16 protein-coding genes and 1 pseudogene are annotated in these 21,100 nt (G+C 71.3%); 7 read left to right on the top strand and 10 right to left on the bottom strand.

The features are described 5' to 3' along the window. Positions 1-305: pseudogene (locus AC1DVZ_RS12040) on the top strand (hypothetical protein); the annotation flags it as partial. Positions 306-398: 93 nt separating this feature from the next. On the opposite strand, the gene AC1DVZ_RS12045 reads toward AC1DVZ_RS12040, so the two are convergent. Together AC1DVZ_RS12045 and AC1DVZ_RS12050 are read right to left on the bottom strand one after the other, a co-directional pair. Continuing rightward, positions 399-791, bottom strand: a complete 393-nt coding sequence (locus AC1DVZ_RS12045; protein ID WP_477618433.1) for a DUF2304 family protein — start codon at positions 789-791, stop codon at positions 399-401. 24 nt (positions 792-815) lie between these two features. Beyond that, positions 816-1,487: a glycosyltransferase family 2 protein gene (locus tag AC1DVZ_RS12050; protein WP_477618434.1), complete on the bottom strand. Its 672-nt coding sequence runs from the start codon at positions 1,485-1,487 to the stop codon at positions 816-818. Positions 1,488-1,607: 120 nt separating this feature from the next. On the opposite strand from AC1DVZ_RS12050, the gene AC1DVZ_RS12055 reads away from it, so the two are divergent. Beyond that, positions 1,608-2,633: a hypothetical protein gene (locus tag AC1DVZ_RS12055; protein WP_477618435.1), complete on the top strand. Its 1,026-nt coding sequence runs from the start codon at positions 1,608-1,610 to the stop codon at positions 2,631-2,633. Positions 2,634-2,649: 16 nt separating this feature from the next. Here the strand turns inward: AC1DVZ_RS12055 and AC1DVZ_RS12060 are convergent, their stop codons facing one another. Beyond that, positions 2,650-4,083 (bottom strand): lipopolysaccharide biosynthesis protein, encoded by a 1,434-nt coding sequence (locus AC1DVZ_RS12060; protein WP_477618436.1) that lies wholly within the window; start codon positions 4,081-4,083, stop codon positions 2,650-2,652. A gap of 271 nt (positions 4,084-4,354) precedes the next feature. Here AC1DVZ_RS12060 and AC1DVZ_RS12065 point away from each other — a divergent pair, with 271 nt between their 5' ends. Both AC1DVZ_RS12065 and AC1DVZ_RS12070 read left to right on the top strand, forming a co-directional pair. Beyond that, the gene (locus AC1DVZ_RS12065; RefSeq protein ID WP_477618437.1) at positions 4,355-7,159 is read left to right on the top strand and encodes an FG-GAP-like repeat-containing protein; all 2,805 of its coding nucleotides are present in this window, start codon (positions 4,355-4,357) and stop codon (positions 7,157-7,159) included. Between the two features lie 11 nt (positions 7,160-7,170). Then, positions 7,171-9,198: a SpoIID/LytB domain-containing protein gene (locus AC1DVZ_RS12070; RefSeq protein ID WP_477618438.1), complete on the top strand. Its 2,028-nt coding sequence runs from the start codon at positions 7,171-7,173 to the stop codon at positions 9,196-9,198. A 35-nt stretch (positions 9,199-9,233) separates the two neighbouring features. Here AC1DVZ_RS12070 and AC1DVZ_RS12075 read toward each other — a convergent pair whose 3' ends face one another. The 3 genes from AC1DVZ_RS12075 to AC1DVZ_RS12085 form a co-directional block, all read right to left on the bottom strand. After that, on the bottom strand, positions 9,234-11,690 hold the full coding sequence (locus AC1DVZ_RS12075; RefSeq protein WP_477618440.1) for a hypothetical protein: 2,457 nt from the start codon (positions 11,688-11,690) through the stop codon (positions 9,234-9,236). Positions 11,691-11,785: 95 nt separating this feature from the next. Beyond that, complete coding sequence (locus AC1DVZ_RS12080) at positions 11,786-12,424, bottom strand: CoA transferase subunit B (protein WP_477618441.1); 639 nt, start codon at positions 12,422-12,424, stop codon at positions 11,786-11,788. A 1-nt stretch (position 12,425) separates the two neighbouring features. Beyond that, positions 12,426-13,229: a CoA transferase subunit A gene (locus tag AC1DVZ_RS12085; RefSeq protein ID WP_477618442.1), complete on the bottom strand. Its 804-nt coding sequence runs from the start codon at positions 13,227-13,229 to the stop codon at positions 12,426-12,428. A gap of 295 nt (positions 13,230-13,524) precedes the next feature. Between AC1DVZ_RS12085 and AC1DVZ_RS12090 the strand changes: the two genes are divergently transcribed. Further along, a complete protein-coding gene (locus AC1DVZ_RS12090; protein ID WP_477618443.1) occupies positions 13,525-15,144 on the top strand; it encodes a peptidoglycan-binding domain-containing protein in 1,620 nt (539 codons plus the stop codon). Here the strand turns inward: AC1DVZ_RS12090 and AC1DVZ_RS12095 are convergent. Together AC1DVZ_RS12095 and AC1DVZ_RS12100 are read right to left on the bottom strand one after the other, a co-directional pair. Beyond that, the gene (locus tag AC1DVZ_RS12095) at positions 15,141-15,863 is read right to left on the bottom strand and encodes a TIGR03089 family protein (protein WP_477618444.1); all 723 of its coding nucleotides are present in this window, start codon (positions 15,861-15,863) and stop codon (positions 15,141-15,143) included. The two genes, AC1DVZ_RS12090 and AC1DVZ_RS12095, sit on opposite strands and share 4 nt — an antisense overlap. Then, complete coding sequence (locus tag AC1DVZ_RS12100) at positions 15,863-16,294, bottom strand: FAD synthase family protein (protein WP_477618445.1); 432 nt, start codon at positions 16,292-16,294, stop codon at positions 15,863-15,865. Before AC1DVZ_RS12100 ends, AC1DVZ_RS12095 begins: the two co-directional genes overlap by 1 nt. A gap of 142 nt (positions 16,295-16,436) precedes the next feature. Between AC1DVZ_RS12100 and AC1DVZ_RS12105 the strand changes: the two genes are divergently transcribed. After that, on the top strand, positions 16,437-18,551 hold the full coding sequence (locus AC1DVZ_RS12105; RefSeq protein ID WP_477618446.1) for a hypothetical protein: 2,115 nt from the start codon (positions 16,437-16,439) through the stop codon (positions 18,549-18,551). A 20-nt stretch (positions 18,552-18,571) separates the two neighbouring features. Here the strand turns inward: AC1DVZ_RS12105 and AC1DVZ_RS12110 are convergent, their stop codons facing one another. After that, positions 18,572-18,874 (bottom strand): hypothetical protein, encoded by a 303-nt coding sequence (locus AC1DVZ_RS12110; protein ID WP_477618447.1) that lies wholly within the window; start codon positions 18,872-18,874, stop codon positions 18,572-18,574. Between the two features lie 51 nt (positions 18,875-18,925). Then, positions 18,926-19,714 carry an inositol monophosphatase family protein gene (locus AC1DVZ_RS12115; RefSeq protein WP_477618448.1) on the bottom strand — a complete coding sequence of 263 codons (789 nt, stop codon included), beginning with the start codon at positions 19,712-19,714 and terminating at the stop codon, positions 18,926-18,928. Between the two features lie 187 nt (positions 19,715-19,901). On the opposite strand from AC1DVZ_RS12115, the gene AC1DVZ_RS12120 reads away from it, so the two are divergent. Next, entirely contained in the window at positions 19,902-21,098 is a 1,197-nt protein-coding gene (locus AC1DVZ_RS12120; protein ID WP_477618449.1) for a glycosyltransferase family 2 protein, read from the top strand. Positions 21,099-21,100: the final 2 nt, after the last annotated feature.

Raw genomic sequence — 21,100 nt, forward strand, 5'->3', positions numbered from 1 at the left:
GGGTGGAGCTGAGCTTCGACTCCACGGCGGACGAGGTCCACGAGGTGCTGCGCCGCACGGGCGTGTTCCTGCGGCCAACGGCCTGGGACGGCGACTCGGTCGTCGTGCGCGAGGCCCTCGCCGCCGGCGCCCGAGTGGTCGCCACCGACTCCTCGCCCCGACCCGCCGGCGTGGAGCTGAGCGGCGCCGGGGTCGCCGAGGTTGCGGCGGCGGTGCTGTACGGCGGCCGGGTCAGCGATGGCGACGGGTTGGCGGCCACGACGCTGTTCGATGCCGCCCTGGCAGCGATGTCGTCCCAGGGGTGACGACGCGGCGGGATCGCCGGCCGGCTGTGCGGAGCCCTCCCATGACGGCGGCCACGCAGCCACCGTGGGTGCCGCAACGGCATACCTGCGTCGTCAGGCTTGGTCGGTGGGCTGACCCGGCACGCCAGAACCACCCTCGGGGGGCTGCGGGAAGTCCCGCTGGGTCTCGTCCAGGGCCAGGCGTCGTGCGAGCCGCGTGTAGCGCGACTCGAACTCGCGGAACCGCAGATACGTCGTCACCGTGAAGCTGAGGAAGGCGACGACGAGGGCGTAGAGCACCATGTCCGTGCCGCGCCCGACACCCGCCACCCGGGCGATCTTGTTCCACAGGTCGGGAAACAGGATGGAGACGACGGCGAACGCCGCGAAGAGCAGGAGTCCGAGTCGGCGCACCGCCTGGGCACGGGCCCCGCGTGAGCGAAACAGCCGCGCAGCGACGGCAACCACCACGGCGATCAGCAGGACCTGGATCAGCACGATCTTCATGTCATCGGTTCCTGGTCGTCGGACTCATCGGAGGATCAGCTCGGCGAGGATGTTCACGGCGTTCCACAGGGACTGCCCCTTCGCGCGCGAGTAGTCGGTGTAGAGGATGTGCACCGGGCTCTCGGCGTAGCGCACGTCGAGGGCGCCGATCTGCTGGACCAGCTCCGAGGCGTGCGCCATGCGGTTCTGGGTGATCTCGATGCGCTCCACCACGTCGCGCGAAAGGACACGCAGCCCGTTGTGGGCGTCCGTGAGGCGCGTGTTCGTGGTGAGGTTGGTGTAGCCCACGGCCATGCGCAGGACGAGCTTCTTCAGGGCGCCGGCATCCGTGCGGTCGTCCAGGAACCGCGACCCGAACACGACGTCGAGTCCTTCGCCGCGGGCCTTGACGAGCATCTCCACCACGTCGGAGGTCTGGTGCTGCCCGTCGGCGTCGAAGGTGACCACCCAGCGCATGGTCGGAACGCTGCGCGCATACTCGAAACCCGTCTGGAGCGCCGCTCCCTGGCCGAGGTTGACCGGGTGGCGCACCACGACGGCCCCCGCGGCTGCGGCCTCCTGGGCGCTGTCGTCCTTGGACCCGTCGTCGATGCACACGACGTGCGGAAAGGTCTCGCGGGCATGACGAACCACGTCCCCGATGACCTGCGCCTCGTTGAAGAGGGGGACCACGAGCCAGACGTCATCATTTTCCATCGCAGCCCAGCGTAACGGCTCGGTTCACCGCCCGATCCCCCGCCACGCTGGCCTGCCGCGGGTCCGGCTCGAGGTGGCTGGCTGCATGCCCTCGACGGACATGCCGATAGCCTCTTCGACATGGAGTCCCAGAACCATTTCTACGGGCACAGCGCAGGCCTGGCGGCCTACCTGAACCGTGCCCGCCCGAGCCACATCAACGGGCTGGTCCAGCATGGCTGGACGGCCGTGTCGCCGGTCGGATCGCATTTCAGGGACTTCCCGAACCTGCACGGTGACGGTCGTCGCAAGCTCCTCGTCTGGTCCCACTCCTCACGAGCGTGGTCGCCGTCCGACGAGCCCCATATGACGACGGCCATCGGCGCCCAGTTCGCCTATCTCGCCGCCGCGGCGGGCCCGACGCCGGAGCCGCGCCACGAACACGACCGCGTCGTGCTCATGCCTCTGCACGGTATCCAGACCCAGCGGGTCCGCGGCGATCATGCGGGCCTGGCGCGGATGTGGCGTGAGAAGGAGGGACCCGCGACGGCGTGCCTGTATGCCGCCGACGCACAGGACCCGGAGATCGTCTCCGCCTACCGTTCCGCGGGGCACCGCATCGTCATGCTCGGCGAGCGTCTCGACCCGGCCTTCCTGTGGCGGTTGTGGACCATGCTCGGCCGTGCCGATCGGGTGGTCTCGAACCGACTCTCGACCCCTGTCCTCTATGCGGCGCACCTCGGTGCCGACATCGCCATCTACGGCGACGGGCTGCGAGTGGACGGCGAGCAGACGGCGACCGCCGATGAGTACCGGCGGGTCTGGCCCGAGCTGTATGGGGAGCACCTCGACCGCGAGGCCGCCAGAGCACTGTGCGAGCTCGAGCTCGGCGTCCAGCACCTGAGGCCGCCGCAGGAGCTGGAGCACGTCCTGGGCTGGGATGGCTCGACCACGGTGGCCGCCGTCGAGTACTGGACCACCTCCCCGGCGCAACGCGCCATCATCAACCTGCGCCGGCGCGCGGCGCCCGCGACCCCCGTGGCCGACACCCATGAGTCCATGCGCTTCGGCGCCTGGCTGCGGGCCGCCACCAGCTACCTGCCCGGACGTATGCCGGCGTCGATCCCGGCCCCCGGGGAGACGCGCGAACCGATCGCCGTCGCCTGAGCGAACAGCCCGCGCGTCAGGAGGCGAAGGCGCGGCGGAAGACGAGCAGGCTGAATCCCACCGTGCCCGCGGTGAGAACGAGCCGGGCGATCATGGCCGCGCCCGTGGTCGGCAGGGCGGCCCCCAGCGCGCACAGGGCGAAACCGAGCAGAGTGGGAGTCACGAGCACCCGGTAGTGCCAGCGGGTGCTCGAGACCCTCCGTGCCAGCACGCCTGTGCCGAGGGCCATGAGGGTGTACGTGACGGGCATGCCCACGCCGATCCCCGACAAGCCGAACACCTGGGCTCCGCCCCAGGCGGCCAGGGTGCCGACTGCCAGGCTGACCGGCGTCACGAGCGCGAGGCCGCCGATCCGACCGGAGACGAAGACCAGGTGCACGTTGCACAGGTAGGGGACTGACAGCACCGTTCCCGCTGCCACCACGCCCACGGCGGCCGTCAGCGCTCCGGGGTCGTAGGAGGGTGGCGCGACCATCGCGAGCAGGAACGGTGCGGCGCAGGCCACGAACCCCGCGGCCAGGGCGGTCAGGAAGGCGATGTTCTGACCGGTGTGCTCGAGGACCTCGGCCCGGTCACTCTCCGGCGCCCGGTAGACGATGGGGGCCCAGGCGTTGTTCAGGGATGCGGAGACGATGCCGGGCGCGGAGCCGATGAGCACCGCCAGCTGCAGCCGGCCAGCCTGGGTGCTGTCGAACACGCGCCCCGCGACCAGGACGAGCGCACCGCTGGCGAGGAAGATGGCGACCTGGTGTGGCACCGTGGGCAGGCCGATGCGCAGGGCTCGACGGGTGTCGCCCCTGGCGTGCTGCAGGTGTCCCTCGCGCAAGGCCACGGCGAGTCCGGCCAGACCCGACACCACCAGGCCCAGGGCCAGGCCCGTGACGTAGGCCTCCGCCGTCCGGGCGACGAGGCGCACCAGCAGCAGGCCGAGCAGCGGCCCGCCCAGGGCACTCGTGAGGGCCAGGGCGACGAACACGCCCGGGCGGTCGATGACCCGCAGGTAGGCCTGCACGTTGACGATCGTCGCGAAGCCCGCCGAGGCAGCCAGCGCGAGCGCCAGGACGACGGGTTCCTGCAGCGCGAACGCGCGGTGGACCCATGGTGCGACCGCGGCGCCGACGCCGCACAGGACCGTCGAGGCCAGGGCGCCCCTGAGCAGCAGACTCCGCGCACCCTCGACACCGGTGCGCTCGAGTATGCCGTGTCTCATGATTGCGGCGGCGAGCCCGAGACCGGCGACGATCATCCCCACCTGGATGATGACCAACGCGGTGGCCACCGCGCCGTACGCCGCGGACCCCACGCTGCGCGTCACGGCCGGAGTGACCACGGCATTGCTCAGGATCGGCGCCGCGGCGCCGATCGTGTAGATCAGTCCCCTGCCCAGCACCATCCGTGAGGCGTCCGCTCCGGGGGAGCGGACCTCTGCCTCCCACGCGGGCTCAGACACGGTGGGACCCGCTCGGTGAGTTGTCGGCAGGGGGGTGGCTCATCACTGCTCCGGTTCGAGTGGGCGTCGAGTGGAACTGCAGCCCTGGGCAGTCCAGCGCCAGCAGCCTAGGGGACGTGCCTCGCGGCACGGGTGGTCGGGCGTCCAGGGGTTGCGGGTGGGTAACGATCTGTGGTGCCAGTGGGGAAGTTGGTGCGTTTGTGTGGCATTGCGCCTGTCTTTGGTGCACCGTGTGAGGGCTGCGATTCCTCTGACGTCTGAGAGCCCTGCCGTGCTGACCGCGAAGACACGCCGGACCACTGCCCCGCCCGCCGCGCTCCTGGCCATCTTCTCGACCGTCGTCGCCGCACCCCTGATGACTCCGGGTCTGACCGGTCTGACCGACCTCGGAGGCCCCCGAGCACCGCACCAGGTCAAGGCCACCGCGAAGGTACTTGCCCTCCGAGCGGCACCACGCAGCGCGCTGGAGCGGGCGCAGTCCGCCCCGGACGCCCGGTCGAGCCTGGACGCGGACGACGCCAGCCCTGCGCCGGGGGACTCCGGCAGCGCCGGATTGACCGGCAGCGCCGGCGAGCTGGCCGCGGCCAGGAGTGGCGGCCTGAGCGACCCCGCCGCAGTGCCGTCGGGACTCGCGGTAGCCGGGGTGACGTGGCGACCGGGCGACCTCTCGAGTGGCGACCGCGTCGAGCTCCGGGTGCAGCGCAAGGGGGTGTGGGGGGCCTGGGAAGAGGTGCATGCGGAGGCGGACCACGGTCCCGATCCGGGCACGGCCGAGGCCGAGTCGGCACGAGGGCTCCGGGCGGGCAGCGACCCCTTCGTCGTCCAGGGCGACGGGGTGCAGGCCCGCGTCCTCAGCTCCGATGCCACCGTCCCGACGAGCCTGGCGCTGACCGTCGTGGATCCGGGCACGTCCGACTCGGACGCCAGCGTGGGAACGACTCCCGGTGGCGGAGCCGTTGCGGCGGCAGCCAAGCCCACGATCTACACGCGGGCACAGTGGGGAGCCGACGAGTCGATCCGCCAGGGCAGCCCCGGGTACTCCCAGGCGCACGTCGCCTTCGTGCACCACACGGCCGGCTCCAACAGCTACACGCAGGCGCAGGTGCCGGCGATCATCCGGGGGATCTACGCGTACCACGTGAAGGGCAACGGCTGGTCCGACATCGGCTACAACTTCCTGGTCGACAAGTTCGGCCGGACCTGGGAGGGCCGCTACGGCGGGGTGGACAAGGCTGTCGTGGGAGCACACACGCTGGGGTACAACTCGTGGTCCTTCGGCACCAGCGTCATCGGGGACTACAACACCGTTGCGGTGCCCGCGGCCGTCACCACGGCACTCACGAACGTCATCGCCTGGAAGATGGCCCTCGACGGCATGCCGGCCACAGGCACCGTCTTCGCGAAGGACAAGTACTTCAACCGGATCTCCGGGCACCGCGACGCCGTCAACACCGCGTGTCCGGGAGCCAAGCTGTACGCGCTGCTCCCCACCATCCGCAAGAACGTTGCCGCCCGCATGGGTAGCCTTGCGACCACGAGGTTGTCGCGAGATGTCGACCGGGCGGGGCAGGCCGACCTGCTGACCCATGCAGCGACGGTGGCGGGGGCGGCACTGGGCCCGGTGACCCTCCTGACCTCGGCCACCACGAACCCCTTCACCGCGCAGCGAACCCTGGGCGGCAGCTGGAACACGGTGCGGCTCGCGACGCTGTCGCCCGACTTCACCGGTGACGGTCGGCCCGACATCGTCGCCCAGTACCCCGGGGCCAACAACCTGCGCATCTACAGCGGTGACGGCCGTGGCGGGATCGCGAGGATGACATCGACCGGTAGCGGCTGGAACTCCGTCCGGTCGCTCATCGCGGCCGGTGACCAGAACGGCGACGGCCTCGCAGACCTCATGGCCATCAGCAGCACGGGCCAGCTGGTGCTCTACCCGGGGACCGGGAAGGGCACGTTCACGGCGCGCTCCGTCGTGGCCAGTGGGTGGGGGGCCTACCGGTTCGTCAGCGGCGCCGGCGACGTCACGGGTGACGGCCACCCGGACCTCCTCGCCGTGCGCATCAGTGACGGCGCCCTCATCCTCGCGCCGGGCGATGGTCACGGGCACCTCGGCACGCTGCGCAGGCTGGCCACAGGCTGGGGCGGCCTCACCGCAGTCTTCGCGGCAGGCGATCTCGACGGCGACGGCCACGGCGACATCTTCGGCCGCGAGCCGAGCGGTGCGATGCGGGTGTACTACGGCGACGGGAGCAACCCTTCCGCGCGGTGGAACCGGTGGGGCAGCGGATGGAACAGCATGGCGCAGATGACCAGCGGCGTGGATTTCACCGGCGATGGCCACCCTGACCTGCTCGGCGTCGCAACCACTCTCACGAACGGCAGCCTGCGCGTCTACCCCGGCACGGGGCGCAGAGATCTCCAGGTAGGTCCGACGTTCGAGGCTCCCGCCGGAGCGGACCTGATCCAGCTGGTGGGTGACGTCAACGGCGACGGCTACGTCGACGCCGTGGTTCGGGTGGGCGACGCGCTCCAGGCGCTTCCCGGCCGAAGTGGTGGAGGGTTCGGGGCCCCGATCCTGATCGGTGCCCGGGGCTGGGCGGCGATGAGCCAGATCGCCGCGGGTGGCGACCAGGACTACGACGGAGTCCCTGACGTCCTGGTCATCACCAAAGCCGGACTCATCCTCCGGTACTCGTTCAAGCGCGACTTCACGATGCCGCGGGTCGAGGAGCTCGAACAGGGGTGGGGTGACGTCGTGAGCCTCGCCGGTGTCGGCGCCTTCAACGCCGACGCGAACGGCGATGTCGTCGCCCTCCGCTCGGACGGCACGCTCCAGCTCTTCCGGGGCTCGGGTCCCAACCCCCTCTTCGACTTCACCGTCCTGAGGTCGGGCCAGACCGACCTGACCCAGATCCTCGGCGTGGGCGACTACAACGGTGACGGCGCAGCAGACATGATGGCGGCGGGGACCTCCGGGCGACTGTGGCTCTATGCAGGCAGAGGCGACGGCACGCTGCTCGCCGGACGGATGCCGCTCTCGGGCGGCCTTGGCGCAGGACAGGAACTGGGGTGACCATGGGAGCCATGAGGAGCGTGCTGCGCATGCCGTTGGTGGGGAGGCGTCGTGGTTGGGCGACGAGTGCTCTCGTCGCCCTGACCGGCGCCGCGGTACTGGCGTCCGCCGGGTCTGCGGGTGCCGAGGCGCTGCCGATCCCGCTGACGGGTCCGTCCCTGATCTCGGGTCACGGCTACGGCCACGGTCACGGCATGTCGCAGTGGGGCGCCTACGGCGCGGCCACCAAGGGTCTGACCCACCAGCAGATCCTGGCCTTCTACTACCCGGGTACCACTCAGGTCACCACCGCTCCCGGCCCGCTCCGGGCCCGCCTCAGCGGGGTGTCCACCTCCAGCCTCACCGTCGCCATGCGCCCGGGTCTGAAGTTCGTGACCGGCAGCACGGTCGTCGCGCTGGGCGGCGGCACGGCGAGCCAGCCGGTCGACCGGTGGAGGCTGCTGGTCAGCGGCGGTGCGCTCAACCTCCAGTGGCGCTCGGGCGGGGTGTGGAGCACCAGCGGCGCCTACAGCGGCCTGACCGGCACTCCGGGGTTCACCAACCCGACGGCCACCACGGTTCGCGTCGAGCGCAGCGACGGCACGTTGCGCGACTACCCGGACCGGGTGCAGACCACTCTGAGCGGGTCCTCCGTCGTCTCGGTCAATGCGACCTTCATGGAGAACTACCTGCGCGGCGTCGTCCCCAACGAGATGCCCGCGTCCTGGCCGGCAGCCGCGCTGCGCAGTCAGTCCGTGGCGGCCAGGACGTATGCGGCCTACGAGCAGCAGCACGCCACGAGTGCCCTCTACGACGTCTGCGACACGACATCGTGCCAGGTCTACTTCGGCTACGCCGACTACAGCGCCAGCGGCACCCTGACCGCCACGAGGACGCACCCCAACACCGACGCTGCCGTGAAGGCCACGGCAGGACTGATGATCAGCTACCAGCGTGCCGCGGCGTTCACGCAGTTCTCGGCCGCCAACGGGGGTTGGATGGCCGCGGGGAGTGTTCCCTACCTGGTGGCGAAGGCCGACCCCTACGACGGGGCGGTGGCCAACAACGCCAACTCCTGGACCGTCTCCGACACGACGCTGCGCACCGACCTGCAGAACGCCCGCCCCGCCATCGGGACCCTCCACAGCGTGGTCGTCACCCGGAACGGGAACGGCGAGTGGGGTGGCCGGATCCGAGGCGTGGTCCTGGTGGGCAGCAGTGGCACGGCCACCCTTCCCTGGGACGAGCTGCGCAGCCGGCTGGGCCTCAAGTCGGAGTGGTTCACCGTGACCAACGGTGACTTCCTGCGCAGGGACACGACGGCGAACGGCAAGGCGAGCGTCTTCGGGCGCAGCGCCAACGGCACCCTCTCCCGGATGACGCTGACCGGAACGGCGCTGAGCGCCCCGGCGACGATGGGCACCGGGTGGGGCACGATGAAGCTCATCGGCTATGCGGGCGACCTCGACGGGAACGGCTCGGGCGACCTCCTCGCCCGGGACTCCACAGACCGCTTGTGGTGCTACCCGGTTCCGCAGACGGGAAGCCTGGGGACACGCACCGAGGTGACCAACGTCCCGGCGACGCTGGGCCGGATCACTGGCGTAGGCGACGTGACCTCCGACGGGCGCAGCGACATCGTGGGCGTGGACCCCGCCACGGGCACGATGTGGCTGTATGCCGGCAACGGCGCCTGCGGCGTCGCGTCGTCACCCAAGAGCCTCGGTGGGAACTTCAACCCCATGGGCATCATCGTCGGGGCCGCGGACGCGAACCGCGACGGACGGGCCGACTTCTGGGCTCGCGACGCGAGTGGAGTGCTGTGGACCTACAAGCTCGACGGTGCCGGCCGGATCCTGGGCCGTACCAACGCCGGGGGTGGCTGGAACGCCATGACCGACCTCGTGGCTGTGGGCGACGTCAACGGTGGTGGCGGAGCCGACCTGCTCGCCCGCGACAACGCCGGCAACACCTGGTTGTACCCGGGCAGGGGAGACGGGACGTTCGGAGCCCGCCTGAGCGTTTCCGGCGACGTCTCCGCCATGACGATCCTGCGCTGACGTCGCCGACGATCGCCCCCAGGTTCCGCTCCGGGTCAGCCGGTGGGCTGCGCCTGGGGGGCGCGCAGGCGCACCACCGTGACTCCGCCACCGCTGTACTCCACCGCGCCGTAGTCCCCCAGGCGCGCTGAGACCGGACCTGCGGCCTGATCGGCCAGGATCCAGCGCACCCCCCTCGCCCAGGCCTGGGTGGCGAGGGCTGGGCTGGGCGCCGTGATCAGCTCCTGCTCGGAGCGCAGGCGAGCAGGATCCCAGAAGGGCATGCGCGCATAGCCGCCGCGCGTGGTCCAGGCCTGCGCAAGAGACGGGTCGGCGTAAGCCCATCCACTGACGTCGACGCGCAGACCGGTGTAGGCGGCGACCGTGAAGTCGGTGGGGTTGCAGAGCCGGGTCTTGCTGATCACCCGCCACTGCTGGGCGCACACGCGGTTGGTGGCGACGACGTCGTCGGGGTGGGCGGCGGTGTGGATGCGCTGCGCGCCCTCGATGAGGGCGGCCGTGGTCAGGCTCGCCTTCCGCGAGACAGCGCTTTTCTCCCAGGCGTGCTGGCGCTCGTCCGGGGACTGGTGGTTGGCGCCCGTGACCGCGAGCCAGGTCGGCACGAGGCCACAGGCGACGAGCGCGAAGGCGAAGACGGTGGCGAGGCGCCCGAGGACCCGCTGAGGGGGACCCGTCCGGGGGGAACGTGCGACGAGCACCACCAGGGCCGTGATCGCTGCGACGAGACCAGTCAGCAACAGCACGGGGCCACCCCACGCGAGCAGCTCGTCGCGCGCCGGTACGCCGAAGCCCAGCCGCCGTCCGCCCGGCGGCGGCGTCGTCTGGCGCCACACGACGAGGGGCGAGCGCAGCCCTGCCCAGTCCGTCACTGCCGTCGTCGCCACCACGGCGGCAACGGCAGTCGCAGTCATGACGACGGCCGCACGCCGCACGCCAGCCGCGGCCCAGCCGGCCAGGGCGTCGGAGAAACCTGCTGCGGACCCGGCCAGCCCCAGCGGGTAGGCCCCCACGATGAAGAACACCTCGCTCTGGCCGGGGTGGCTGGTCAGGAACGTTCCCGCGAGGCCGGCGAGGACCACCCCGGTGCAGAGGATCCCGGCCGGATCCTGTGGTCGGAGCCGACTGAGCCACCACAGCCCGGCCAGCCGGGGCAGGAGGGGCAGCATCGCCACGGCGACCGCAGCCAGGGCGACGGGAAGGCTGGCGGCCACCGCGCGGTCCTGTGCGTCCCACGTGGCCAGGTCCGGCATCATCCGACCCACCAGCCAGTACGCGTGACCGCCGGGCTGCAGCCGCAGCCCGTAGGACCCGCCCGGGTAGATGAACAGCATGGCGAACACCCAGGTGGCCAGGCTCACGGCGGCAGCGGCGGCGCCTCGCAGCACCCACGACCACTCGCGACGCACGAGGCCGTATGCCGCCGCTCCCGCAAGTCCGCAGATGATGACCGGAGGTACCGATGACTTCGAGCCCGCGGTGACCAGCGACATCACGGCGAGGCCCCCCAGCGCGGGGACCCAGCGGTGGCCGGTCGCCCGGAAGATCTCGATCGCCAGGCCCAGACAGGCGACGCCGGCGACCCAGCTCATCGTCTGGGTCGGACTGACCTGCCAGTAGAGCCGGAAGGGGTCGAGGGTCAGCGCCCCTCCGTCGGCGTCGTACCGGCCCGCGATACCGGTCGGCTGGACCCATGCGGTGGTGAGGGTGTTGCCCACCACACCGACCAGGACGGCGGCGATGGCTGCTGCCGAGCTGCGTCCCGCGATCTGGCGCGCGACCGAGGCCGTGATGAGGACCAGGGCGAGCAGGAGGCACACGGGAAACAGCCGGGCGACCACGGTCGTGGTGTCCAGGCCCTGGCCCAGGTGGGCGGACGCGGCGTGGAAGAACCAGTGGTAGCTGCTGGAGGCGCCGGCGACCATCGGGTACGACGGCGACACGCCCCGGGTGAGCTCGCCGGTCATGGCGACCTGGAACACCGAGTCAGGGGTGTAGGCGAACCCGGCGCCGGAGGGCACGACCGGCATGGCAGCCAGCAGCATCGTCGCGGTCCACAACACCGTGACCAGCATCGACACGACCACGACCAGGCCGGCGCCAAGGCCCCAACCGGGCGCGGGTCGGCCGAACAGCCGCCGGCGGGTGCAGGGGATCGCGAGGACGACCGCGAGGGCTACCGCGGTCCCGCCAGCCGGATGGACCTCCCGACCGAGTACCTGCCCTGCCAGCCATCCGAGGAGGGTGACCACCAGACCGACCGGAGTCGACCAGGCCACGTCGTCGAGGAGGGCGGCGGGACGTGGGCGCCCCGCCCGGACCAGGGCAAAGCCCGGGAGCATGACCGTCCCGACGAAGATCCCGAGCCACCGCAGGACCACGACGAGGTCCACACCCGTCGCCACCTGAGCCCAGGCATAGGCGACCAGAGGGATCGCCAGCCCCACCCCCAGGAGGACGTGACCGACGGGCTGCGCTCTGGATGGGACAAACACGTGCTGAGTATCCCCCGCGCTGTTGGGCGCAGCCTGAAGGACGGAATGCGACCCGCCGGGCACCCTCTCGCGCGAGGCGGCGGCGGTCGCGCCGCTCACACCAGGCTGGTCGTGAAGTCGGGTTCCGTCTTCTCCCGAACCTCGTCCTCGGTGACACCCTCCGCGAGCTCGCGCAGCACGAGGCCGTCTGCCGTCACGTCGAAGACGCACAGGTCGGTGATGATCCGCTGCACGACGCCGCGGCCGGTGTAGGGCAACGAGCACTCGTCGACGATCTTGTAGGACCCGTCCTTGGCGTTGTGCTCCATCAGGACGATGACCCGCTTGGCGCCGTGGACGAGGTCCATCGCGCCGCCCATGCCCTTGACCATCTTGCCGGGGATCATCCAGTTCGCGATGTCGCCCTTGGCGGAGACCTGCATGGCGCCGAGGATCGCGGCATCCACCTTGCCGCCGCGGATCATCSCGAAGCTCGTGGCGGAGTCGAAGAAGGACGACCCACGACGCAGCGTGACCGTCTCCTTCCCGGCGTTGATCAAGTCGGGATCTTCTTGGCCGTCAACGGGATAGGCGCCGACGCCGAGGATGCCGTTCTCGGACTGGAGCACGATCTCGACGTCGTCGGGGACGTAGTTGGGGACCAGGGTCGGCAGGCCGATCCCGAGGTTGACGTAGGAGCCGTCGGACAGCTCCGCGGCCGCCCGGGCGGCCATCTGCTCACGGGTCAGTGCCATGTCAGGCCTCCTCGGTGGTGGTCTCGGGCTGGCTCTCGGCAGGACGGACGGTGCGGCGCTCGATCCGCTTGTCCTTGGCCTGGTCGGCCGTCAGGGGCAGCACCCGGTGGACGTAGATCCCGGGCAGGTGGACCTGGTCGGGGTCGAGCTCGCCGGGTTCGACCAGCTCCTCGACCTCGGCGATCGTGATCCGGCCGGCCATGGCGGCGAGCGGGTTGAAGTTGCGGGCGCTCTGGTTGAAGACGAGGTTGCCGTGGCGGTCGCCCTTCCAGGCCCGGACCAGCCCGAAGTCGGCGACGATGGCGCGCTCGAGGACGAACTCCTTCTCGACGCCGTCGACCTCGAACACCTTGACCTCCTTGGGAGGTGAGGCCTTCGCGACGGTGCCGTCCGCGGCATACAGCCACGGAAGTCCGCCGTCGGCGACCTGCGTGCCGGCGCCGGTCACGGTGAAGAAGGCAGGGATCCCCGAGCCCCCCGCACGCAGTCGCTCGGCGAGCGTGCCCTGCGGCGTCAGCTCCACCTCGAGCTCGCCGGAGAGGTACTGGCGCTCGAACTCCTTGTTCTCCCCGACGTAGGAGGAGACCATCCGCCGGATCCGCTTGTCCTTGAGCAGGATGCCCAGGCCCCAGTCGTCCACGCCGCAGTTGTTGGAGATGGCTTCGAGGCCGGTCACCCCCGCATCGTGGATCGCCGCGATGAGCACGCTCGGGATGCCGCAGAGCCCGAACCCGCCCACCGAGAGGGAGGAGCCGTCGACGATCCCGTCGATGGCTGCGGCCGCGGTGGAGACGACTTTGTCCATGGCGTGGACTCTAGCCGGACGGCTCCGGTCCCCTTGCGTGGTCCCTCCCCACCGTTCCGGGTATGCCGCGTGGTGACCCCACATGGCCGGCCCGCCGGGGCGTCGAGCGTGGCCATCGGCCGATCGGGGGAGGGCAGAACGAATTCCGTGGTTGTAGTTCACCCGTTGCCCTTGTGACGGGTGAGCACTGGTGGGACAAATGTCCTGCCTGCTGCAGGAAGTGACCCCTGGGGCTGGTGTCCACCTCGTACCGCGGCTCGGGATCCGAGCCGCCATCCCCCCTCTGGAGTGTTCCGTGTCGCGTGTCGTGCGTGCCCTTGGAGTCCTGGCCATCCCGGTGCTCACCGTGCCCGTGGGCGCGGCGACCGCGGATGCCGCGACGGCAGTGTCGCCGAAGCCCCCGACCAAGGCGCTCCCCTCGGCGCTGGACATCGCCTCGCCCTACCAGGCGCAGCGGCTGTGCGACCCCAACGCCAAGCCCGGGGTGGTCTCCTTCGCGAAGCTGATGTCGAGCCACTACAAGGTCGGCAGCGCGGACTGGGGCATCGTCCGCAACTGCAACAGTGGCCTCACCGAGCACTCCGAGGGGCGGGCCTGGGACTGGATGCTCAGCGCCAGCAAGCCCAGCGAGAAGGCTGTCGCCGACGCCGTGACCCAGTGGCTGTCGGCACCGGATGCGCAGGGTCGTCCGGGCGCGATGGCCCGCCGGTTCGGGATCATGTACATCATCTGGAACCACAAGATGTGGCGCGCCTACGACCCCGCCCGGGGCTGGGCGACCTACACCGGACCGGTCCCGCACACCGACCACATCCACTTCTCCTTCTCCTGGGACGGCGCCTACGGCCGCACGTCGTGGTGGACGGGCAAGGCGCTGACCAAGGTCGACCCGGGCCCGTCCTCGACGCCGAAGCCCACGACTCCGCCGCAGACGCCGTCGGCCGTCTACTCGGTGCTCATGCCGGGAGCCACGGGCCCTGACGTGGCCCTGGCCCAGAAGGTCATCGGGACCACACCGGACGGGGTGTTCGGGCCGAAGACGGCAGCCGCGCTGAGCCTCTGGCAGGGCAAGCACGGCCTGAAGGTGACCGGGCAGCTCGACCTGGCCACGTGGGCGAAGATGGTTGCCCTCAAGCTCATCCCGGCTCGCGGCGCAGCGGCACCGACCACGCCCACCCAGCCGACCACGCCTGCGAAGCCGCCGACGTCGACGCCGGCCAGCCCGCTCGCTCCCTACGCGAAGCTCACCCTGGCGCAGGGTGCCAAGGGCCCCGCCGTCGTGGCGCTGCAGAAGGCACTGGGTGTCACGCCGCCCGACGGGGCGTTCGGCGTCAAGACCCTGGCGGCCGTCAAGGCGTTCCAGACCCGTCGCAACCTGCCGGCGACGGGCATCGTCGGCCCGACCACCTGGGCCGCCCTGATGGCGACCGGCGCGGCGACGACGACCGCATCGCGGAGCACCTCGACCCCACGCGTCACCACGCCCTACACCGCCCTCATGTCCACCGTCCTCACGTCGGGCTCGAAGGGCGCAGCGGTGAAGACCCTGCAGCGAGCCCTCGGCGGCCTCTCCGTCGACGGGGCCTTCGGGGCGCGCACCGCCGCGGCGGTCAAGGCCTTCCAGAAGGCCAGGCAGCTGCCGCAGACCGGCGTCGTGGACGTCAAGGTCTGGAAGGCACTGGAGAACCGCGACTACCCGTTGCGGGCCTTCTACGGCACCGTATTGCGCTCAGGCTCGCGGGGGACCGCTGTCACGGCGCTGCAGAAGGCCCTCCGGATCCCCGCGGACGGGACGTTCGGAGCGAGCGACGAGTCGGCCGTCAAGGCCCTGCAGGGGCGGGCCAGGCTGGCCCGGACCGGGGTGGTCGCGACGCTGACCTGGCAGGCGCTCGAAGCAGAGCTGCGTCGCCGCTAGGGCTCGAGGGTCACGCCCTCCGAGGCCAGCCGACCCGCGCGACCCGTCACCGGCTCGGGGCCGCGGGAGAGCACCACCGAGCCGCCGGCCGCCCACGCCGCGAGCGCCAGCTCGAGCGCCGTCCGCAGGTCGTCGGTGGACGTGTGGATGCGGACGCCGCGCGCCCAGCTCCGTTCCGGCACCACGTCCCCGTATGCCGTGTCCGTGCCTTTGTCGCTCAAGGCGGCGTCGCCGGGGTCCGGCTCCTCCCACGGGCTGAACTGGTCGGCATACGTGGACAGCTCGCGGGCCTCGTCCATGGCGCCGAGGGGGACGGGGTTGCTCGCGCCGCGCGCGAGGGCGGCGAGGGTGACGAGGACGGTCGGGCCGGTGCTGGCCGCGGCCACCGTGGCGTCGTCGGTCACCACGAGGTCGCACGCCTCGTCGGATACGTCGTCGTCGAGGACGACCGTGGCACCCACGGACCAGACGGCGAGCGCCCAGTAGAGGGAGCGCCAGTGTGGCGGAAGGGCCAGCCGCACCCGCCTGGCGGGAGCGATGTCCCACTCCTCCTGCAACGCGTTGGCTGCCTTGTTCACCCAGTTCGCGAGCACCTTGGCGCTCAGCTCGATGCGCTCGCCCTGGGTGGGTCCGGGGGTGTCGTCGTAGAAGGTGACCCGCGGGCCGGCCGGGTCGGAGCCCAGCATCGCCGCGAGGACCTCCGCGGGTGTGGCCGGCATCAGGCCGTGTTGGCGATGTGCTCGATGAGCTCGGTCGTGGACACCGAAGGGGTGCGGGGGAAGTAGACGACCTCGCACAGGTCCGAGACGAAGTCGAAGCGTCCCTTCCAGTCGTCACCCATCGCGAGGACGTCGGCCCGGTGCTCGATGATGTAGTCGCGCTTCAGCTCGAGACTCTCCTCGATGAAGACCTCGTCGACGAACTTCAGGCTGCTGATGATCTCGACCCGCTCGTCCTGGGAGAAGACCGGCGCGCGACCCTTCTTGGCCTCGTTGAGCGCGTCCGCCGAGACGCCCACGACCAGCCGGTTGCCGAGCGAGGCAGCCCGTTTGAGGATCCGGATGTGCCCGACGTGCAGCACGTCGAAGGTCCCGAAGGTGATCACGGTGCGGGGGGTGGCGTCGTCCTCGGCGCTGTCGGCAGCAGGCATGGCCGTGAGGTTATCGCGAGACCCGTGCTGGACCCGCATCGTCGACCGCCTCGACCATCGCAGGGGCGCGCGGCGATGGCGCGCACCGACGGCGCGCACCGGTGCACCGCCAGCTGACGGCGGAGCAGTAGCGTTGCCGACTGTGAGCAGCCGCGAGTCCCGCAGCTACCCGTATGCCCCAGACCCCGGCGACCTCCCGCTGCTCCGGGGCGAGGCGTGGGGCGGCTGGTTCATCACGCGCACCGTCGTCTGGTCGGGACTGTGGCTGGTGCTCGGGTCCGTCGCCGCGGCCCTGCTCGCGCTCGGCGGACTGTGGTCGCCGCTGGTCGCCATCCCCGTCCTGCTGGTGCTGGCGGTGGTGGCGGGGCTCGCCACGTCGCTCGTGCCGGTGCGCCCGCTCCCGGTGTGGTCGGCCACCCTGCTGGTGGTGATGTCGCTGGCCGCCGTGGTCTGGGCCGGTGTCACGCATTCGGAGCAGGTGCTGCCCAGGCGCGACTCCGGCTCCTACCTCCAGTCGGCCGTCCAGCTGGCGTCCGGGCACGCGCGACCCATCGTCATCCCGCCAGAGTCCGTCGGGGCGGCCGACGTGCTGGCCATCGACGGCATCACCCTGGCGAGTCCGGCGTTCTACGCGACAGGGACCGCCCAGGACCCCAGCATCCAGCCACAGTTCCCCATCGGCGCCTCCGCCTGGTACTCCGTCGCCTGGTGGGTCGGAGGGCCCGCTGCGACGGCCTGGGCGCCGGCCATCCTGTTCGGCCTCACGGTGCTGGGCGTCGGCCTGCTGGCCTCGACGGTCGTCGGCCCCCGGTGGGGGCCGCTCGCGGCACTGGGCACCGCTCTGCTGTTCCCCCTGGTCCACGTCGCCCGCGCGACCTACTCCGAACCGGTGGCCCTTCCCGTGCTGGCGGCCGGGCTCTTGACGATGGTCCTGGCCGCTCGGAGCGCAGCGGTCCCTGACATCGTCGTCGCACGCCGCACTGCCCTCCTCGCCGGCGTCCTCATGGGCGGGGCGGTCCTCATCCGGGTCGATGCCCTGCGCGAGGTGGTCCTGGTCGTGCCGGTCGTCGTCCTGGCGGCGCTGCAGCGGCAGGCCCACGCCCGGGTGCTCGGCGTGGCCACAGCCGTCTCCGCCGCCGTCGCCCTCGCGCTCACCTGGCTGACGTCGAGCGAGTACCTCGGCAGCATTGCCGGGTCGCTCCTGCCACTGGTCGCCCTCGGCGCGGCGGTGTGCGTCCTCGGGGCGCTCCTGCTGTTCGGTGCGCGGCGGGGCCGGACCATGCCCGCTCTGGTCCAGGCCTGGCTGCCGCGCGTGCTGGCGGCCGGCTTCGTGCTGGTCGGACTGGTGCTGGCCAGCCGCCCGTGGTGGCAGGTCGTGCGCCAGTCCGCCGCAGACCCGGGGGCGCGCGTCGTCGCGGGCCTGCAGGCGCGTCAGGGCCTGGCGGTCGACGGTGGCCGGACCTACGCCGAGCAGTCCGTCGTGTGGCTGTCGTGGTGGCTCGGTCCCGTTGCGCTCGGGCTGGCCCTGCTGGCGACAGGAGTTCTCGCGCACCGCGCCGCGTTGGCCTGGGTGGACGGCCGAGAGCTGCCGGGGTGGACCGGCCCGGCCGTCGTGGGGATCGGCTCCACCCTGCTCACCCTCTACCGGCCCGGCATCACCCCCGACCACCCGTGGGCGGCCCGGCGCCTCCTGATCGCCCTGCCCACGGTCGTCCTGCTCACCGTCGCCTGTGCGGCGGTGGTCTCCCGCTGGTCCACCCGCCGGCTCCCGTATGCCGTGAACGTCGCCGTGAGCTGTGCCGTGTCCGTGGCCCTGCTCGTCCCGACCGGCCTGGCGACCTGGCCGCACGTGGACGAGCGCGTGGAACAAGGGGAGTGGGCGGCCGTCGACCACGTGTGCGCGGCCCTGCGACCCGGTGACGTCGCCCTCATGGTCGACTCGCGGGCAGCGAACGAGTGGCCGCAGGTGCTGCGCGGCTACTGCGGGGTGGGGGCCCTGTCGACCACGTCGGCGCTGCGCAACGACCCGGTCCGCCTGGCCGCCGCCGTCGACCGGGTGCGTCGCGCGGTGGACGCCCGCGGAGGACGTCTGGTCCTGGTGGCAGCCGACTCGACCGAGGCGCTCAGCCGGCTGGGGCTGACCTCCGCGGTGGTCGGGGTCGACGCGCGGGTCGAGGAGGACGCCCGGCTGCTCGAACAACGCCCGGACTCGCTGGTGGAGCTGCCCATCCAGGTCTGGCTCGGCCGCCTCGGCTGAGTCGTCGAGGCTCGGCTGGGTCAGCCGGTCAGTGCCCAGGTGGTGACGGTCCCGTCGGGGCCGGTGAGGGCGCCGGTCGCCAGCGCATCGCGGATCCGTCGCCGGACACCGTCCTCGTCCTGTTCCGGGGCATCGAACCGCACCGTCACGAGCCACGAGCCGGCCGTCGCCGGGTCCGGGTCGCTCGACGTGTGGTGGGGCCAGCGGCATGGCGGCTCGTGCTCCCAGTGCCCACACAGGGCAACGGTCACGGCACCACCGAGAGCGGCCGGGTCGCCCCTCAGGGCGCCCACGCGGCATACCAGCTGGTGCGGGAAGTCCACCGCGTCAGACTAGGGCCGGGGACTGTGGTCTGCGAACGCGCCGGAAGCGGGTCAGCGCCTGGCGAAGGCGTCGGCGGCATGGCGACGCACGGCGGCATACGTCCCGTGGTCGGCGGCCGCGATGATCCCCGGCGTGAGAACCGTTGGTGCGTAAGGCGTTCCGTCAGTGTGGCCGACGAAACCGCCGGCCTCGGTGACCATCAGCGAACCAGGCGCGTGGTCCCACGGACTGTTGCGGGCGTAGAGGATGTAGTCGGTCGCCCCCTCCATCAGCCGCGGGTAGTCGACGCCGCAGCAGACCCATGAGCCGACCAGTGCGGGCAGCTTCCCGAGCGAGTGACCGCGCAGGGGCCAGATCGACGTGACGCCGTGCGGGGGGACGTCGTCCTCCACCGGCTCGCGGGTGACACGCTCGCCGTTGCGGTAGACGCCGGCGCCCTTCTCGGCGACCCACGCGACCTCGTGCTCGGGTTGCCAGATCCAGGCCCGCACCGTCTCTCCACGCAGGACCTCGCTGACCATGACGGCGTGGTCGGGGGAGCCGTGGACGAAGTTCTTGGTGCCGTCGACCGGGTCGACCGTGAAGGCGTGTTCCGCCTCGACGTAGCGGTCGAGGGTCGTGGGGTCGGCGGACGTGAGCTCCTCGCCGAGGACGAACGCGCCGGGGAATGCCCCCGACAGCTCCCGGGTGAGGATCGCCTCGGACTCGTGGTCGGCGATCGTGACCAGGTCACCGGGGTTCTTCTCCATCACCTCGCCGTCGGCCAGCGCCCGGAACCGCGGCGTGATGACCTCGGCTGCGACGGTCTTCATGAGGTCAAGCACCTGTTGGGTGTCCACGGGTCCCACCGTTCCACACCGCGGCGGCCGGTGGGCAGCCGGTCCGCCACTGGGACCCCGCGACCCTGAAGGATCCTCCGGGCCCAGCCCCGCACGATCCTTCAGAGTCGCGGACAGTCGCAACGCCGCAGGGGGAACACCGAGGGTGAGCACGGGGGAGGTTCCCGGCGGGTAGGCTCCTCGCGAGATGAATGAGCACCCCAGCACCGGTCCAGCCGCCCCCGCCACGGAGCGCATTCCCACCGACCCCCAGCAGGCGGGCAGCCCCGTCACCGAGCGCTTTCCCCTCGACGCCGAGCCGAGCCACAGCGCCACGGAGCGCGTTCCCGTCGCGCCCCCGCAGGTGAGCGCGCCCGCGACGGAGAAGATCAGCACCGGTCAGCAGGCAGCCCCAACCACCCCCGTCGGTGAGGCGCCCGTGCACCCGGCTGACGCGGCATACCTGCCGGCACGTGAGCCGGCACCCGCTGCCCGACCCGGCGAACCCGGCCACGGCAAGCCGTACGTCACCATCGTCCTGCCGTGCTTCAACGAGGCTGCGCACGTCCTCAAGGAGATCGACCGGATCACCGAGGCGATGAACGCCAGCGAGTTCACCTACGAGGTGCTCTGCATCGACGACGCCTCCACCGACGACACCCTCGAGGTGCTCCAGCAGGCCGGTCGCGACTACGCCAACCTCCGCGTGATGCCGTTCCGCCGCAACGGCGGCAGCGGCACCGCCCGCCGGATCGGCACCCAGCAGGCCCACGGCGAGATCGTCGTGTGGACCGATGCCGACATGACCTACGAGAACGAGCGCATCCCCGAGCTGGTCCGGATCCTGCGCGACGACGACTCCTACGACCAGGTCGTCGGCGCACGAACCACCGAGGAGGGCACCCACAAGTGGGCCCGCGTCCCGGCGAAGTGGCTGATCCGCAAGATCGCCGAGAAGCTCACCAACCAGACGATCCCCGACCTCAACAGCGGGCTGCGGGCGTTCCGGCGCGAGGTCTCGCTGCCCTATCTTCGTTTGCTACCACCGGGATTCAGCTGCGTCACGACGATCACGCTGGCGTTCCTGAGCAACCAGCACGACATCAAGTACGTGCCCACGAGCTATGCCAAGCGCGCGGGCGTCAGCAAGTTCCACTTCGTCCGCGACGCCTACCGCTACATCCTCCAGGTCCTGCGCATGGTCATGTACTTCGACCCGCTCAAGGTGCTCATGCCGCCGGCCCTGTGGCTCATCGTCATCGGTCTGCTCAAGGGCATCGTGGACATGGTGCGGCACCCGTTCTACTTCCCGGCGAGCACCGTGCTGCTCATCGTCAGCGGCATCATGATCGGCTCGCTGGCGTTGCTGTCAGACCTTGTCGTGCGTTCCCGGACGGGCGTGTGACC

This window comes from Pedococcus sp. P2_E5, assembly GCF_056403895.1.